The organism is Stenotrophomonas sp. YIM B06876 (assembly GCF_030711595.1).
Classification (GTDB): Bacteria; Pseudomonadota; Gammaproteobacteria; order Xanthomonadales; family Xanthomonadaceae; genus Stenotrophomonas.
In genome coordinates this window covers 1-402 of record NZ_JAUJUJ010000595.1, presented here as the reverse complement: position 1 = coordinate 402, position 402 = coordinate 1, and the positions used below count along the sequence as shown (strand labels likewise).

Here is a 402-nt window from a genome sequence, read left to right as displayed (position 1 = left end):
CTGCAGGGCCGCGCGCCGGGCCACAAGGACCCGCTGCAGCCACAGCTGCCGCTGATCGCGCACGCCGACGTGCGCCGCATGCTGCTGGCGCAAAAAGCCTATGTCGAAGGCGGCCTGGCGCTGGGCCTGTACGCCGCGCGCCTGGTGGACGAGCAAAAGACCAGCGACAGCGATTGCGCGCGTGCCGAGGCCGGCCTGCTGCTGGATCTGCTCACGCCCATCGTCAAGTCGTGGCCTTCGCAGTGGTGCCTGGAGGCCAACAGCCTGGCGATACAGATCCACGGCGGCTACGGCTACACGCGCGAATACCCGGTCGAGCAGTACTGGCGCGACAACCGCCTGAACATGATCCACGAGGGCACGCACGGCATCCAGGCGCTCGACCTGCTCGGCCGCAAGGCC

Annotated in this window: 1 protein-coding gene; it reads left to right on the top strand. The window is 68.9% G+C overall.

The genetic code is table 11. The features are described 5' to 3' along the window. On the top strand, positions 1–402 hold a 402-nt coding region (locus QZH66_RS18640; RefSeq protein ID WP_305807268.1), incomplete at both ends, for an acyl-CoA dehydrogenase family protein.